A 13574-nucleotide genomic window follows, 5' to 3' on the forward strand; every position below is an offset into this window, starting at 1 on the left:
GGCGACGCGTCGCAACCCGCTACGACAGATGTCCGAAGGTATTCCTATCAGCCATCGCACTCGCCGCCGCAGTCATCTTCTGGCTCTGAAAATCAATGAGTCTGGAGCCTAAGACGGGGTTATTTTTCGAGCCATTCTCCGAAAGAATGAAGCTTAAAGAGATAATTATCGGAGCGGAGTGCCACACTGCCAGTGAAGCGCTTAAACAAATTGTGCCAACTGAAGTTCGGATTACCACTGCTCGCCTGGCGTTTAGAAGTTTTTCAGTTGTTCAACAGAAGAATAAGCGACTTCAGAAATAGCCAGCCAGCGTAGGGTGGGCAGTCCTGCCCACCGCCCACACATCCCCACAAAAATACCTCCCCCATCCCCCGCCTCCCCCTTGCGGCGTCCCAGAGCGGCACATAGACTCCTTTATGCAGGCGGCGGTTGACCGCGAGGTCCCGTGCCCCTGCTGCGTCGAAAGTCTCATCGCCCTGACCCGACCGGATCAGGCAACCCTGACACCCAGAGCAACGGCCACGCTACCCTCCCGGCAGGCATGGTGCCCGCCGGATCCGTCAGGAGAAAACCCATGTCCAAGGAAAAGAATCGCGGCAACCGCGAGGCCAAGAAGCCCAAGAAGGAAAAGCCCAAGGTCCTGGCCACCGCCGGAATGGCGAAACCCGCCCCCGTCGCCCCCCGCGCCAAGGGCAAGTAAGCCCCCGTTTCCAGCCCGCCCCCAAACGCAAACGGCGCCCCCTTGCAGGGGCGCCGTTTCGTTTTGTCATGACAGGGGGCGTCAGGCGGCCGATTTCGCCTCGGGGTCGAAGCGGCCATAGAAGCTCTGGCCCTTGTCGGCCATTTCGCGCAGCAGCGGCGGGCAGGCGAAGCGCTCGCCGTATTTCGCCGCCAGCTGGTCGCAGCGGTCCGCCGCATAGGGCGTGCCGATGATGTCGATCCAGCTGAGCGGGCCGCCCGACCAGGGGGCAAAGCCCCAGGCCAGGATGGCGCCCACGTCACCTTCGCGGATGTCTTCCAGAACGCCTTCCTCCAGCGCGCGGACCGCTTCCAGCACCTGGGCGAACATCAGGCGTTCCTGCACCTCGATCAGGTCGGGCTGTTCCTCGGCCAGCGGATACTTGTCCTGGAGGCCTTTCCAATAGCCGGTGCGCTTGCCCTTGTCGTCATAATCGAAGAAGCCCGCATTGGCCTTGCGGCCCATCCGGCCCAGCTCTTCCATCCAGAAGATCAGGTCATCCGCCGGGCTTTCGGGATAGGCATTGCCCATCGCCGCCTTGGTTGCGCGCGCGATCTTGGCGCCGAGATCGATCGACGTCTCGTCGGTCAGCTGGATCGGACCCACCGGGAAACCCAGCTGCCGCGCCGCATTGTCGATCAGCACCGGCGACACGCCTTCGGTGATCATCCGCGCGCCTTCGTTGACGTAAGGGATGATGCAGCGGTTGCAGTAGAAGAAGCGCGCATCGTTGACCACGATCGGGGTCTTCTTGATCTGGCGCACGTAATCCAGCGCCTTGGCCACCGCGCGCGGTCCGGTTTCCTTGCCCTTGATGATCTCGACCAGCAGCATCTTTTCGACCGGCGAGAAGAAGTGGATGCCGATGAACTGCTCGGGCCGCACGCTTGCCTTGGCCAGGCCGGTGATCGGCAGGGTCGAGGTGTTGGAAGCAAAGATGCAGTCCTCGGGGATGATCGCCTCTACCTTCTTGGTCATCTCGGCCTTCACGCCCGGATCCTCGAACACCGCCTCGATGATCAGGTCACAGCCCTTGAGCGCGTCCAGATCCGGGGTGGCGGTGATCAGGCCCAGCATCGCCTCTTTCTTCTCGGCGGTGACCTTGCCGCGCTTCATCCCCTTGTCGAGGTAAGCTTCGGTATAGGCCTTGCCCTTGTCGGCGGCAGCCTGGTCACGGTCGATCAGCACGACCTCCATACCCGCCTGCGCGCTGACCAGCGCAATGCCCGCGCCCATCATGCCCGCACCCAGCACGCCCAGTTTCTTGACCCGCTGGTCGGGGATGTCCTTGGGCCGCACGGCGCCTTTTTCCAGCGCCTGCTTGTTGATGAAGAGGCTGCGGATCATGGCCGAGGAGGAGGGGTTCATCAGCACATGGGTGAACCAGCGTGCCTCGATCCTGAGCGCGGTGTCGAAATCGACCAGCGCGCCCTCGTAGATGGCGCTCAGCAGCGCCTTGGGGGCAGGGAAGGCACCTTGGGTCTTGCCGTTGACCATGGCCGAGGCGCCGACAAAGGTCATGAAGCCCGCCGGGTGATAGGGTGCGCCGCCGGGCATCTTGTAGCCCTTGGCGTCCCAGGGTTTGACCAGATCGGCATCCTTGGCGTTCAGCACCCATTCCTTGGCCGCGGCAACCGGGTCATCCGCCAATGCGTCGACCATCTGCGCGCCCTTGGCCTTGGCCGGGTCCATCATCTTGCCTTCCAAGAGGACCGGGGCCGCCGCCATGGCGCCCACCATGCGGGAATAGCGGATGGTGCCGCCGCCGCCGGGGAAGATGCCCAGCAGGATCTCGGGCAGGCCGATCTTGGCCTTGGGGTTGCTGGTCATCACCCGGTGATGACAGGCCAGCGCGATCTCGGTGCCGATCCCGGCGCAGGTGCCGTTGATGGCGCAGGCCACCGGCTTGCCGCCCTTCTTGGTCTTGGGGTCCATGCCCGCCAGTTCCAGCTTGCGCATGATGCGGTGGCCGCCCATGACAAAGTCAAACAGGCCCTGCGCCGGGTTTTCGCCCGCTTCCTCGCGGATCACGGCCAGCGTGTTCAGGTCCATGCCACCGGCAAAGTCGGACTTGCCGCTGGTGATGACGATGCCCTTGACCTCGTCATCGGCCAGCGCCTGATCGACCAGGCTGTCGACCAGTTCAAAGGCCTCGCGGGTCATCACGTTCATCGACTTGCCTTGGGCGTCCCAGGTGATGAAGGCGACGCCGTCGGCGTCCTTGGTCAGCGTAAAATCACTCATTGTCGTCTCCGATCTGGTCAGCCGTCAGCGGGCTGCCATCCTTGCGGGTGAAAGCGAAGCCCGAGGCATCCTGTTTCACCATCATGTCCATATCGCTGTAATAAGCGGTCTCGGTCGGGGTCCGCGTGCCCACCACCAGGAAGGTGGCGGGCGCATCGGTGCGATTGACGAACTGGTGCCCGTTCGGGTCGCCAGCGGGAAAGGCGGCGCAGTCGCCCGGGACCATCGGATGCTCGCCCTGATCGTCGACCAGAACCAGCGCACCCTCGGTCACCATGACGAACTCGTCCTGCTCCATGTGGTAATGGCGCAGCGACGACATCGCCCCGGGTTCCAGCCGTACAAGGTTGACACCAAACTGGCTGAGCCCGCCGGCATCGCCCAGGCGCAGGCTGGAGCGGCCATCCATGGCCGCGTTCAGCCGACCCGGATAGACCGAGCCGATACGCCGTTCGATACTGTCGAGGTCCAGTTTCGGCATCACACGCGCTCGATGATCGTGGCTGCGCCCATGCCGGAGGCGATGCAGAGCGTTGCCAGACCGGTTTCCAGGTCGCGACGCTCCAACTCGTCCAGCAGGGTGCCGATGATGATCGCGCCGGTGGCGCCCAGCGGGTGACCCATCGCGATCGAGCCGCCGTTGACGTTGACCAGCGCCGGGTCGACATCGAACGCCTGCTGGAAGCGCAGGACGACCGAGGCAAAGGCCTCGTTCACCTCGAACAGGTCGAGGTCACCGATCGTCATGCCGTTATCGGCCAGGATCTTCTCTGTCACCGGCACCGGGCCGGTCAGCATGATGGTCGGGTCGGTGCCGATCTTGGCGGTGGCCTTGATGCGCGCGCGCGGCTTCAGCCCGTATTTCTCGCCAAATTCCTTGTTGCCGATCAGCACGCCAGCGGCCCCATCCACGATGCCCGAGGAATTGCCCGCATGGTGGATATGGTTGATCCGCTCCAGATGCGGGTATTTCAGCATCGCGATCTTGTCGAAGCCGGGCATCTGCTCGCCCATCATCTGGAAGGCGGGGTTGAGGCCACCCAGCGACTGCATGTCGGTGCCCGGACGCATGTATTCGTCATGGTCGAGGATGGTCAGCCCGTTCTGGTCGCGCACGGTGATGACCGATTTGGAAAAGCGGCCCTCGTCCCAGGCCTCCTTGGCGCGGCGCTGGCTTTCCATCGCCAGCGCGTCGGCCTGGTCGCGGGTGAAGCCGTATTCGGTGGCGATGATATCCGCCGAGATACCCTGCGGCACGAAATAGGTCTCCATCGCGATGCTGGGATCGACGGCGATGGCGGCGCCGTCGCTGCCCATGGCCACGCGGCCCATCATCTCGACCCCGCCGGCGATATAGGCATCGCCCGCGCCGCCACGTACCTGGTTGGCGGCCAGGTTCACCGCCTCCATGCCGCTGGCACAGAACCGATTGATGGCAAGGCCCGGGATCGACTGGTCGAGATCCGAGGCCAGCACCGCGGTCCGCGCCAGGCAGCCGCCCTGTTCCATCACCTGGGTCACGTTGCCCCAGATCACGTCCTCGACCGCGTGACCTTCGAGATTGTTGCGCTCTTTCAGCGCGTTCAGCGTCAGCGCGCTGAGGCGCACCGAGGTCACCTCGTGCAGGCTGCCGTCTTTGCGGCCCTTGCCGCGCGGGGTGCGCACGGCGTCATAGATATAAGCTTCGGTCATCTTGGTCTCCTCAAGCGCGATCCGACGGGTTGCCGGGCATCAGGTCATAGGGGTGTTTCCAGCCGGGCAGGGCGGCGATGCGGTCCAGCCAGGCGTCGATATGGGGCCAGTCGGCGCGGTCAAAGCCGAAAGGTTCGGGATAATAGAGATAGCCGCAGCAGCTGAGATCGGCATTGGTGGGGCCATCGCCCACGATCCAGTCGCGGCCCTCCAGATGGGCGTTCAGCGTGGCATAGGCGGCCTTGAGCCGGCCCTGGTTGAACGCGATCACCTCTTGCGGGCGTTTGTCCTCTGGCAGGAAGTTCATCAGGAAACGGGTCAGCCCGGCCATCGAGCTGAGTTTGTGGTTGTCCCACAGCACCCAGCGCAGGATCTCGTAATTCTCTTCACGGGTCTTGCCGCCGAACTTGCCGGATGCCTCGGTCACATAGGCCTGGATCGCGCCAGATTGCCCGGTCTTGAAATCGCCATCGACCAGCACCGGCGCCTCGCCCAGCGCGTTGATATTGGCGCGATACTCGGGCGTTCGGGTCTCACCTCCGAAGAAGTCGACAAAGACCGGTTCCCAGTCCAGACCCGAGAGTTGCAGCGCCAGCGCCGCCTTGTAGGAATTGCCGCTTTCTCCGAAGCAGTAGAGTTTGATCGTCATCATTGCCTCCCTTGGCCAATGTCGCGGCGGGGGTTTCACACCCCCGCACTCCCGTGGAGTATTTCCGGCGAAATGAAGCAGGGGCCTCGTTACCGGGTAACAAGCTTAATCTGGTCTGTTTCCGGCTGCGGTACAGGCTGGAGAGCCGATGACCACGCGGAATGAAGGCCCGTCGTTCTGTCCGAGTCCCGCGTGTTGGCTGGGCCGGAGGGGGGGACAGGTGTGTTCTTCATTCCGCTGCAAATACGCTCGCCGAAGGCGTTTTCTACCGCTTGCGGTCGTCGAGCTCGGCGTTGAACAGGCGCAGCCGGTGGGTCAGATTCTCCTCGTTGATCACGCTGTTGAAATTCTCGAACAGAAAGGACAACGCCTCGCCTTCGTCCAGACCGGCCTCGCGCGAGAAGCTCTTGAGGCGGCGATAGCCGTCTTCGGTCATCGCAACCGGGAAGCGGCGGGTCAGGCGGAAACGTTTCGGCATCGGGCTCTCCTGTCGGGCTGGGGTGGGTGGGCATCGCTGCCCACCCGGCAGCTTAGAAGTTCGCCGCGTCCAGGGCCATGACCGTTTCGGCGCCGGTCTGGATGCGGGCCAGGTGCATGGCGGTGGCGGGCAGGCGGCGGGCCATGTAGTAACGCCCGGTCGCGATCTTCGTCTCATAGAAAGCGGTGTCCGAGGCGCCGCCAGCCAGCGCGGCACGGGCGGCCTTGGCCATCTGCGCCCACATCAGGCCCAGGCAGACGTGGCCGAACATGTGCATGAAGTCATAGGAGCCCGACAGCGCGTTGTTGGGGTTCTTCATGCCGTTCTGCATGAAGTACATGCCAGCGGCCTGAAGATCCTTGGACGCCGCTTTCAGCGGTTCGATGAACGCCTTGTCATAGGCCTCGTCCTGACCGGCGTTTTGCTTGCAGAAGCTCTTGACCAGCTCGAAGAAGGCCATCACGTGCTTGCCACCGTCCTGGGCCAGCTTGCGGCCCACCAGATCCAGCGCCTGCACGCCATTGGCGCCTTCGTAGATCATCGCGATACGGGCGTCGCGGGTGTATTGCGACATGCCCCATTCCTCGATGTAGCCATGGCCGCCATAGACCTGCTGGGCCTGCACGGTCATGTCATAGCCCTGATCGGACAGGAAACCTTTGATCACCGGGGTCAGCAGCGAGACCAGCCCGTCCGCATCCTTGTCGCCGGCGCGGTGGGCGGCGTCGATCAGGGTTGCGCCCCACAGCAGGAAGGCGCGGGCGCCCTCGGTGAAGCTCTTCTGATCCATCAGGTTGCGACGGATGTCTGGGTGCACGATCAGCGGGTCGGCCGGGCCCTCGGGGTTCTTGACCCCGGTCACGTCGCGGCCCTGAAGCCGGTCCTTGGCATATTCCAGCGCGTTCTGGTACGCGGCGTCGGCCTGGGCCAGGCCCTGCATGCCGACACCCAGCCGGGCCTCGTTCATCATGGTGAACATGGCGCGCATGCCCTTGTGTTCCTCGCCCAGCAGATAGCCGGTGGCGCCGTCATAGTTCATCACGCAGGTCGAGTTGCCGTGGATGCCCATCTTTTCCTCGATCTTGCCGACCGAGACCGCGTTGCGGGCGCCAAGTGTGCCATCCTCGTTCACCATGAACTTGGGGACAATGAACAGCGACACACCCTTGATGCCCTCGGGGCCGCCGGTGATCTTGGCCAGCACCAGGTGCACGATGTTGTCGGCCATGTCGTGATCGCCCGACGAGATGAAGATTTTCTGGCCGGTGATCTTGTAGGAGCCGTCGCCTTGCGGCTCGGCCTTGGTGCGCATCATGCCCAGATCGGTGCCGCAATGGGGCTCGGTCAGGTTCATGGTGCCGGTCCATTCGCAGGACACCATCTTGGGCAGATAGGTGTCCTTCTGCGCGTCGGTGCCATGGGCCAGGATCGCCGAGGCGGCGCCATGGGTCAGGCCCTGATACATGGTAAAGGCCTGGTTCGAGGCCGAGAACATCTCGCCCACCGCGGTGCCGATCACCTGGGGCATGTTCTGGCCGCCATATTGCTCGGGCATGTCCAGCCCGGTCCAGCCGCCTTCCTTGACCTGTTCAAAGGCGTCCTTGAAGCCGGTCGGCGTATAGACCACGCCGTTTTCCAGCCGGCAGCCCTCGGTATCGCCCACCGCGTTCAGCGGGTGCAGCACGTTCGTGGCTATCTTGCCGGCCTCTTCCAGCACGGCGCCGGTGAAATCGGCGTCCAGTTCGGCATAGCCGGGGGTGTCGGATTGCGAGACCTTGAGAACGTCGTGCAGGATGAACTGCGTGTCTTTGGTGGGGGCGGTATAGATGGGCATGGGTGGCTCCCTGAAGTCGTGGGTCTGGTGTCGGATCAGGCGGCTTATTCGGCCGCCTTCTTGGTGTCTTTCATCGAGGCAAGCACCTTCTCGCCCCAGCGCAGCTGTTCGCGCAGGTCGTCGATGGCCTGGGTCAGCTCGTCGCGCTGGGCTTCCATATCTGCAAGCCGCTCGTGCGCGATCTCGTAGGTGCGGTTCAGCTGCATGTGCTGCTGATCGCCCACGTGATAGAGATCCAGCAGCTGGCGGATCTGCTCAAGGCTGAAGCCGAACCGTTTGCCACGCAGGATCAGCTTGAGCCGGGCGCGGTCACGTTTGGTGAACAGGCGCTTCTGACCTTCCCGGACCGGGAACAGAAGCTCCTTGGATTCGTAGAACCGCAACGTGCGCGGCGTCACGTCATAGGCGTCGCACATTTCGCGGATGGTCATCAGGTCTTCGGTCATTCTCTCAATCTCTCGTCGCTGGCGTCATGGCAGAGAGGTGATCAGCTTGCCCGCCGTTTACAACATTCAGTTGACGTTGACGTAAGCTGAACGTCACGTCACTTTTTTGCTGACGTAAGATCAAGTCGCGGAAGGCGCGTTTGACGACATTTCCTTACCCAGCGGAAGCCGCGTCCGAGCTGCGTTTCGCGGCCGGTACCGACGGTAAAGCTGCGGAATCAGCGTCCGGTGGCACCGCCGCGTGGCCCGCGGTAGAAGTCGCTGCGCGCCTGACGGCGGGCGGCGATCTCGCGGTCCCATTGCGCCTGATCGACGCCGGCAGGCGCGGTGCCATAGCCGGTTGGACCGGGATCACAGGCCGCCAGTGCAATGGCCGCGATCATCAGGGTCACAAGGAGTGCAGGGTTCGGCATCTGATCCTCCCGCTCAGGCCCCGCCGACAGGGGCGGGAGGGTTCAAGCCTGCGCCAGGCAGGGATCAAAGGCAACCCATCGGCGCGCGCGCCCGGATCACGTTTGCGGCAAGGAGCGGTTTACTTGATGCCTTTGGCGGTTTGTTCACGCAGCTGCTGCAACTCGCTCATGGCTTCTTCCAGTTGCTGCTGTTGCAGGCGCAATTCGTTCATCTGGCGGTCGGCCATTTCGACAAAGGCGGTCATCTGCGCCTGGTTGCCTTCGTCCTCGTAGATCAGCAGCCACTGACGGATTTCTTCCAGCGCAAATCCAAAGCGTCGGCCGCGCATGATCAGCTTCATCCGCGCCCGTTCGCGGGCGCCGTAATAGCGGGCGCGCCCCTCGCGGTCGGGCTGGAGGAGTTCGATATACTCGTAATATCTGAGCGTGCGCGGGGTCACGTCGAACTCGGCGCACATCTCCTTGAATGACAAACGCGTCTCGGGCATGTCCAATCTCCTTGCCCGCAACCTAGGGGCTTGCGAATTCCAGCGCAACAGCCGGGCTTGCCCTTTGTGTCGCGGCCTGCTCATAAAGGAGCGGAACTAAGGCGGGATCGCAAGCGCATGACAGACAAGGTGAAACTGGCCCGGCAATTCATCCAGGCGATACCCCATGCCAAGGCGCTGGGGCTGGAGTTGACCCATATCGGTCAGGGCGAGGCCGAGATTTCCATGCCCTACAACCCCGATCTGGTGGGCGATCCGCGTACCGGCGTCATTCATGGCGGCGCGGTGTCGGCGATGCTGGACACCTGCTGCGGCGCCGCAGTCATGAGTCACCCCGCAGCGCCGGGCGGAACTGCGACAATCGACCTCAGGATCGACTACATGCGGGCCGCGACCCCGGGGCAGACCATCACCACTCGCGCCACCTGTCATCATATCACCCGCAACGTCGCCTTTGTGCGTGCGGTGGCCACCGATGACGATACCGACCGTCCCGTCGCCACAGCCGCAGGCGCCTTTACCGTGGAGGGGCGCTGAGATGGCCCGGACCCGTCCCGAACCGATGCAGGTGGTCAAGCAGCGCCGCGATGCCGCGTTGAACGCACTTGTCAGCGGGGTGCCCTATATCCGCTTTCTGGGCATCACCTTCGACCGGCGCGGGGACGAGCTGACAGGGGTGCTGAATTTCGATGACAAGCTGATCGGCAACCCGTTCCTGCCTGCCATCCATGGCGGGGTGACGGCGGCTTTTCTCGAGGTGACGGCAATCATCACCCTCAGTTGGGCGCATCTGTTTGAACGGATCGAGAGCGGTGACCTGGCGCCCGAGGATATCCTGACCGACGAGAATATGCGCTTTCCCAAGACCATCGACTTTACCATCGACTACCTGCGCTCGGGCCTGCCGCGCGACGCCTATGCGCGCGCCTATATCAGCCGGGCCGGGCGGCGCTATGCCTCGGTCCGGGTCGAGGCCTGGCAGGACCACCACGACAAGCTCTATGCGCAGGGGACCGGGCATTTCCTGATGCCGCAGGATCCCAAACCCGAAAGCTGAGCGTACATGTCCGACGCGGCCCCGATCACGCATCAGCGGGTTCTGAAGATCGCCGTTCCGATCATGCTGGCCAACATGACCGTGCCGATCCTTGGCGCGGTGGATACCGCCGTGGTGGGGCAGATCCCTCAGGCCGCGCCCATCGCCGCCGTTGGCGTCGGCGCGATCATCCTGTCGGCGATCTACTGGATCTTCGGCTTTCTGCGCATGGGCACCGCCGGGCTGACTGCGCAGGCCCATGGGGCAGGGCAAGAGGGCGAGGTTGCTGCCCTGCTGACCCGCTCGCTGATGATCGGTGTGGCGGGCGGCATTGTGCTCATTCTGCTGCAATTGCCGATCTACTGGGGCGCCTTGGCCGTCAGCCCGGCCAGCGCCGAGGTCGAGACGCTGGCGCGCGGCTACATGTCCATCCGCATCTGGTCGGCGCCTGCCGCCATCGCCATCTACGGCATCACCGGCTGGCTGATCGCGCTGGAGCGCACCCGCGCGGTGCTGGTGCTGCAACTGTGGATGAACGGGCTCAACATGGGGCTGGACCTGTGGTTCGTGCTTGGCCTCGGCTGGGGCGTCAACGGGGTTGCCTTTGCCACCTTTCTGGCCGAGTGGACCGGGCTCGCCTTTGGCCTCTGGCTCTGCCGCGATGCCTTTCTGAACCCGCGCTGGCGCGACTGGGCGCGTGTGTTCGAGGCGGCTCGCCTGCGCCGCATGGCGGTGGTCAATACCGATATCCTGATCCGCTCGATGCTGCTCCAGGCGATCTTTGTCAGCTTCTTGCTGCTGGGCGGCCGGTTCGGCGACGTGACGCTGGCGGCCAATCAGGTGCTGCTGCAATTCGTCCATATCACCGGCTATGCGCTCGACGGTTTTGCCTTTGCCGCCGAGTCGCTGGTGGGGCAGGCCTTTGGCGCCGGTGCCGTGGCCCGACTCAGGCGCGCGGCGTGGATGACCAGCCTCTGGGGAATGGTGCTGGCACTGTTGCTGGCGGTGGTGTTCTGGGCGCTTGGCCCCTGGCTGATCGACGTGATGACCAAGGATCCGGCGGTGCAACTGGCGGCGCGCGGCTATCTGGCGTGGATGGTGGCGGCGCCGCTTCTGATGCTGGCGCTGGTGATGTTCGATGGTATCTTTATCGGCGCCACCCGCTCGGCCGACATGCGCAACATGATGGCACTCTCGGCGGCGATCTATTTTGCCGCCGTCTGGCTGCTGATCGAGCCCTACGGCAATCATGGCCTGTGGATGGCGCTGACGATTTCCTTTGTCGCGCGCGGGATCACGCTGGGCCTGCGCTATCCGGCGCTGGAGCGCGCGGCGGTCAGTCCAGCAGGCTGAGCAGGTCCTCGGGCGGGCGCCCGATCACCGCCCGGTCTCCCTTGATCGCCAGCGGGCGTTCTATCAGCACCGGGTTTTCCGCCATGGCAGCCAGCAGCACCGCGTCGGGGTCGCTCTTGCTTAGACCGAGTTCCTTGAACCGCGCCTCGCCCGTGCGCATCATGTCGATGGCGGCAACCCCCAGCGCCGCCTGGGTGGCGCGCAGCTCCTCAAGGCTGGGCGCATCCTCCAGATAGCGGCGCAGTTCGATTTCTGCGCCGCGCTCTTCCAGCAGCGCCAGACCCTGCCGCGACTTGGTACAGCGCGGGTTGTGCCAGTATTCGATCACAGCCAGTCCTTTCTTCCGGTTCCCACCGCCTCGGCGACCGAGGCGAAGCCGTCCCTCGCCAAAAGCGCATCAAGCCCCTGCGCGATCTCACTCGCCAGCGCCAGACCGCCATAGACCATGGCGGTATAGAACTGCACCGCCGACGCGCCGGCGCGGATCTTGGCATAGGCCTGTTCGGCATTGCTGATGCCGCCCACGCCGATCAGCGGGATCGTCCCGTCGGTCAGCGCCGACAGTCGCGCCAGAACGCGGGTCGATTTGTCAAACAGCGGCGCGCCCGACAGCCCGCCCGCCTCATCCTTGTGGGCGCTGTGCAGCCCCTCGCGCGACAGGGTGGTGTTGGTGGCAATCACCGCATCCACGCGCGTATCGCGCGCGACAGCGGCGATATCGGCGACCTCGTCTTCGCTGAGGTCCGGCGCGATCTTCAGGAACACCGGGATCGGTCGCGCCAGCGCATCGCGCGTCTCGATCACGCCGGAAAGCAGCGCCGTCAGCGCCGCGCGCCCTTGCAGGTCGCGCAGCTTCTCGGTGTTGGGAGAGCTGACGTTGACCGTCGCGAAATCCAGATGCGCGGCGCAATGCGCCAGCACGCGGGCGAAATCGCCGGGCCGGTCGGTGCTGTCCTTGTTGGCCCCCAGGTTGAGGCCAATCACCGCATCGCTAGGGCGTTTGGCAAGCCGCGCGGCAATCGCCTCCATCCCCTGGTTGTTGAATCCGAACCGGTTGATCGCGGCGCGATCCTCGGTCAGGCGGAACAGGCGCGGGCGCGGGTTGCCCGGCTGCGGGCGCGGCGTGGCCGCCCCCACCTCGACAAACCCGAAGCCTGCGCGCGAAAGCGGTGCCAGCGCCTCGGCATTCTTGTCGAATCCAGCCGCCAGCCCCACCGGGTTGGGCAGGTCCAGCCCCGCTACACGGGTGCGTAAACGGGGTGAGGTGACCGGGCCGGGCAGGGGCACCAGCCCCGCCTTCAACGCCTTGATCGACAGCCCGTGCGCGGTTTCCGGGTCCATCCGGTGCAGGGCCGCCAGCCCCAATCTCTCGATCATCTTCATCCGAAGCTTGTGCCCCCTATGCCGGGTTTGGTGCGGATCAGGCGCGAGGTTGCGACCGCCGCCTGCCGGTGGACCACCGCCTGACGATAGGCGGGATCGGTCACCATCTCCAGAAACGCATGTCCGCTGGGATAGCGGGCGATGAACATCTCGTCCCAGACCTCGTCGCCGGGGCCGATCAACACGGACTGGAATGCGCCGCGCCAGACGATCGAGGCGCCCAGCCGCGCGATGATCGGCGCAGTCTCGCGGCCATAATTGCGATAGGCCTCGGCCCCGCTCAGCCCGGCACCACCCAGCGCATGGCCCTCGGGATAGGCGGCGTGGTCGCGGAACTTCACCAGGTTCAGCATCTCGATCGGGTGGTCGCGATCCAGCACCTTGAAGGCCTCGAACTGGGCGCGGTCGGGGTCGATATAGCCTGTCATGTCATCTCCTGCGGGAACTGATGCACTCCATCCACCAGCGGCAGCGGCTGCGACCAGACCACATCCGAGAGCCGCAATTCGCGGTAAAGATGCGGAAACAGCGCGCCGCCGCGCGACACTTCCCATTTCAGCGCATCGTCCATGGCGTCCGCCTCGCAGGCCAGCAGAACCAGCCCCTCGGCCCCGGCGAAATGTTTCGCCGCCGTTTCCGCCGCCTGCTGGGCGGTCGAGAAATGCACGAACCCGTCGGCCAGGTCCACCGGCGCCCCGGCACTCTGGCCGTCACGCTCCAGCGCCGCCCATTCGTCGGCGCGAAAAATCTTGTAGATCAGCATGGCCCGGTGATGCCTTGGGCAGGGAGAGGAATCAAGCGCGATTTCCCTCACGAGAC

General features: G+C 64.4%; 17 protein-coding genes and 1 pseudogene. 5 read left to right on the forward strand and 13 right to left on the reverse strand.

Annotated features, from left to right (window positions below; all coding sequences use genetic code 11):
* Together AC2FL1_RS08140 and AC2FL1_RS08145 are read left to right on the forward strand one after the other, a co-directional pair.
* A pseudogene (locus tag AC2FL1_RS08140) lies at positions 1-89 on the forward strand (IS5/IS1182 family transposase); the annotation flags it as partial.
* A 485-nt stretch (positions 90-574) separates the two neighbouring features.
* Entirely contained in the window at positions 575-700 is a 126-nt protein-coding gene (locus AC2FL1_RS08145; RefSeq protein WP_275671883.1) for a hypothetical protein, read from the forward strand.
* A gap of 81 nt (positions 701-781) precedes the next feature.
* On the opposite strand, the gene AC2FL1_RS08150 is transcribed toward AC2FL1_RS08145, so the two are convergent.
* From AC2FL1_RS08150 to AC2FL1_RS08190, 9 genes are all read right to left on the reverse strand, one after another.
* On the reverse strand, positions 782-2983 hold the full coding sequence (locus tag AC2FL1_RS08150; RefSeq protein WP_496876576.1) for a 3-hydroxyacyl-CoA dehydrogenase NAD-binding domain-containing protein: 2202 nt from the start codon (positions 2981-2983) through the stop codon (positions 782-784).
* Complete coding sequence (locus AC2FL1_RS08155) at positions 2976-3464, reverse strand: cupin domain-containing protein (protein WP_496876577.1); 489 nt, start codon at positions 3462-3464, stop codon at positions 2976-2978. Before AC2FL1_RS08155 ends, AC2FL1_RS08150 begins: the two co-directional genes overlap by 8 nt.
* Positions 3464-4675 carry an acetyl-CoA C-acetyltransferase gene (locus tag AC2FL1_RS08160; RefSeq protein WP_496876578.1) on the reverse strand — a complete coding sequence of 404 codons (1212 nt, stop codon included), beginning with the start codon at positions 4673-4675 and terminating at the stop codon, positions 3464-3466. The genes AC2FL1_RS08155 and AC2FL1_RS08160 overlap by 1 nt, the downstream gene beginning before the upstream one ends.
* A 10-nt stretch (positions 4676-4685) precedes the next feature.
* Positions 4686-5324 (reverse strand): glutathione S-transferase family protein, encoded by a 639-nt coding sequence (locus tag AC2FL1_RS08165; protein WP_234138841.1) that lies wholly within the window; start codon positions 5322-5324, stop codon positions 4686-4688.
* A 265-nt stretch (positions 5325-5589) separates the two neighbouring features.
* The gene (locus AC2FL1_RS08170) at positions 5590-5802 is read right to left on the reverse strand and encodes a hypothetical protein (protein ID WP_234143398.1); all 213 of its coding nucleotides are present in this window, start codon (positions 5800-5802) and stop codon (positions 5590-5592) included.
* 52 nt (positions 5803-5854) lie between these two features.
* The gene (locus tag AC2FL1_RS08175) at positions 5855-7636 is read right to left on the reverse strand and encodes an acyl-CoA dehydrogenase C-terminal domain-containing protein (RefSeq protein WP_496876579.1); all 1782 of its coding nucleotides are present in this window, start codon (positions 7634-7636) and stop codon (positions 5855-5857) included.
* 44 nt (positions 7637-7680) lie between these two features.
* Positions 7681-8082: a MerR family transcriptional regulator gene (locus tag AC2FL1_RS08180; protein WP_234170547.1), complete on the reverse strand. Its 402-nt coding sequence runs from the start codon at positions 8080-8082 to the stop codon at positions 7681-7683.
* 218 nt (positions 8083-8300) lie between these two features.
* Positions 8301-8495 (reverse strand): hypothetical protein, encoded by a 195-nt coding sequence (locus tag AC2FL1_RS08185; protein WP_234138844.1) that lies wholly within the window; start codon positions 8493-8495, stop codon positions 8301-8303.
* Positions 8496-8614: 119 nt separating this feature from the next.
* On the reverse strand, positions 8615-8983 hold the full coding sequence (locus AC2FL1_RS08190) for a MerR family transcriptional regulator (RefSeq protein WP_234138845.1): 369 nt from the start codon (positions 8981-8983) through the stop codon (positions 8615-8617).
* A gap of 117 nt (positions 8984-9100) precedes the next feature.
* On the opposite strand from AC2FL1_RS08190, the gene AC2FL1_RS08195 reads away from it, so the two are divergent.
* Genes AC2FL1_RS08195 through AC2FL1_RS08205 form a run of 3 tightly spaced genes read left to right on the forward strand, consistent with a single transcriptional unit; the run spans position 9101 to position 11372 of the window.
* Positions 9101-9520, forward strand: a complete 420-nt coding sequence (locus tag AC2FL1_RS08195) for a PaaI family thioesterase (RefSeq protein ID WP_234138846.1) — start codon at positions 9101-9103, stop codon at positions 9518-9520.
* A gap of 1 nt (position 9521) precedes the next feature.
* Complete coding sequence (locus AC2FL1_RS08200) at positions 9522-10040, forward strand: PaaI family thioesterase (protein ID WP_234138847.1); 519 nt, start codon at positions 9522-9524, stop codon at positions 10038-10040.
* 6 nt (positions 10041-10046) lie between these two features.
* A complete protein-coding gene (locus AC2FL1_RS08205; protein WP_496876580.1) occupies positions 10047-11372 on the forward strand; it encodes an MATE family efflux transporter in 1326 nt (441 codons plus the stop codon).
* Here the strand turns inward: AC2FL1_RS08205 and arsC are convergent.
* The 4 genes from arsC to AC2FL1_RS08225 are packed head-to-tail and all read right to left on the reverse strand — an operon-like array spanning position 11356 to position 13518.
* Positions 11356-11700, reverse strand: a complete 345-nt coding sequence (gene arsC, locus AC2FL1_RS08210; RefSeq protein ID WP_496876581.1) for an arsenate reductase (glutaredoxin) — start codon at positions 11698-11700, stop codon at positions 11356-11358. The genes AC2FL1_RS08205 and arsC overlap by 17 nt on opposite strands.
* Positions 11697-12755, reverse strand: a complete 1059-nt coding sequence (locus tag AC2FL1_RS08215) for a quinone-dependent dihydroorotate dehydrogenase (RefSeq protein WP_496876582.1) — start codon at positions 12753-12755, stop codon at positions 11697-11699. The genes arsC and AC2FL1_RS08215 overlap by 4 nt, the downstream gene beginning before the upstream one ends.
* A complete protein-coding gene (locus tag AC2FL1_RS08220; protein ID WP_496876583.1) occupies positions 12752-13183 on the reverse strand; it encodes a DUF1330 domain-containing protein in 432 nt (143 codons plus the stop codon). Before AC2FL1_RS08220 ends, AC2FL1_RS08215 begins: the two co-directional genes overlap by 4 nt.
* Complete coding sequence (locus AC2FL1_RS08225) at positions 13180-13518, reverse strand: DUF952 domain-containing protein (RefSeq protein WP_496824719.1); 339 nt, start codon at positions 13516-13518, stop codon at positions 13180-13182. Before AC2FL1_RS08225 ends, AC2FL1_RS08220 begins: the two co-directional genes overlap by 4 nt.
* Between the last annotated feature and the right edge of the window lie 56 nt (positions 13519-13574).

The sequence above is a fragment of the Ruegeria sp. YKSF070 genome, from assembly GCF_059612725.1.

Bases quoted from the DNA above. Each gene is read 5' to 3' on its own strand.
- AC2FL1_RS08225 (WP_496824719.1), bottom strand. From the start codon at position 13,518: ATGCTGATCTACAAGATTTTTCGCGCCGACGAATGGGCGGCGCTGGAG.
- AC2FL1_RS08180 (WP_234170547.1), bottom strand. From the start codon at position 8,082: ATGACCGAAGACCTGATGACCATCCGCGAAATGTGCGACGCCTATGAC.
- AC2FL1_RS08220 (WP_496876583.1), bottom strand. From the start codon at position 13,183: ATGACAGGCTATATCGACCCCGACCGCGCCCAGTTCGAGGCCTTCAAG.
- AC2FL1_RS08170 (WP_234143398.1), bottom strand. From the start codon at position 5,802: ATGCCGAAACGTTTCCGCCTGACCCGCCGCTTCCCGGTTGCGATGACC.
- AC2FL1_RS08215 (WP_496876582.1), bottom strand. From the start codon at position 12,755: ATGAAGATGATCGAGAGATTGGGGCTGGCGGCCCTGCACCGGATGGAC.
- AC2FL1_RS08190 (WP_234138845.1), bottom strand. From the start codon at position 8,983: ATGCCCGAGACGCGTTTGTCATTCAAGGAGATGTGCGCCGAGTTCGAC.
- AC2FL1_RS08145 (WP_275671883.1), top strand. From the start codon at position 575: ATGTCCAAGGAAAAGAATCGCGGCAACCGCGAGGCCAAGAAGCCCAAG.
- AC2FL1_RS08160 (WP_496876578.1), bottom strand. From the start codon at position 4,675: ATGACCGAAGCTTATATCTATGACGCCGTGCGCACCCCGCGCGGCAAG.
- AC2FL1_RS08155 (WP_496876577.1), bottom strand. From the start codon at position 3,464: ATGCCGAAACTGGACCTCGACAGTATCGAACGGCGTATCGGCTCGGTC.
- AC2FL1_RS08185 (WP_234138844.1), bottom strand. From the start codon at position 8,495: ATGCCGAACCCTGCACTCCTTGTGACCCTGATGATCGCGGCCATTGCA.
- AC2FL1_RS08150 (WP_496876576.1), bottom strand. From the start codon at position 2,983: ATGAGTGATTTTACGCTGACCAAGGACGCCGACGGCGTCGCCTTCATC.
- AC2FL1_RS08195 (WP_234138846.1), top strand. From the start codon at position 9,101: ATGACAGACAAGGTGAAACTGGCCCGGCAATTCATCCAGGCGATACCC.
- AC2FL1_RS08175 (WP_496876579.1), bottom strand. From the start codon at position 7,636: ATGCCCATCTATACCGCCCCCACCAAAGACACGCAGTTCATCCTGCAC.
- AC2FL1_RS08200 (WP_234138847.1), top strand. From the start codon at position 9,522: ATGGCCCGGACCCGTCCCGAACCGATGCAGGTGGTCAAGCAGCGCCGC.
- AC2FL1_RS08205 (WP_496876580.1), top strand. From the start codon at position 10,047: ATGTCCGACGCGGCCCCGATCACGCATCAGCGGGTTCTGAAGATCGCC.
- AC2FL1_RS08165 (WP_234138841.1), bottom strand. From the start codon at position 5,324: ATGACGATCAAACTCTACTGCTTCGGAGAAAGCGGCAATTCCTACAAG.